Consider the following 426-nt stretch of genomic DNA (forward strand, 5'->3'; position numbering starts at 1 on the left):
GTTTCGGCGTCCGCCGTGCAGCTTGAATCGTCCGCATCCACGCTGACCCGCACCGCCGAGACGACACAGACCTTGTCGAGCCAGGTCGCCGGCGTCTCCGAGCAGGCCTCGAGCAACATGCAGTCGGTCGCGACCGCGACCGAAGAGCTGTCGGCTTCGGTCGAGGAGATCGGCCGCCAGGTCCGCGATTCCAGCCGCATTGCCGAGGCCGCCGTGGTGCAGGCCAAGGAAACCGATGGCCGGATCGGCAAGCTCTCGCATGCGGCGCAGCAGATCGGCGAGGTGGTCAAGCTGATCACCGCGATTGCCGAGCAGACCAATCTTCTGGCGCTGAACGCGACCATCGAGGCGGCGCGCGCCGGGGAAGCCGGTCGCGGCTTTGCGGTGGTCGCGAGCGAAGTGAAATCGCTGGCGAGCCAGACCGCG

General features: G+C 67.8%; 1 protein-coding gene. It reads left to right on the top strand.

Annotation, left to right across the window (positions count from 1 at the left end):
• On the top strand, nt 1-426 hold a 426-nt coding region (locus tag XH80_RS02815), incomplete at both ends, for a methyl-accepting chemotaxis protein (protein WP_271597237.1).

Origin of the sequence: Bradyrhizobium sp. CCBAU 45384 (assembly GCF_028128665.1) — a bacterium.
Classification (GTDB): Bacteria; Pseudomonadota; Alphaproteobacteria; order Rhizobiales; family Xanthobacteraceae; genus Bradyrhizobium; species Bradyrhizobium manausense.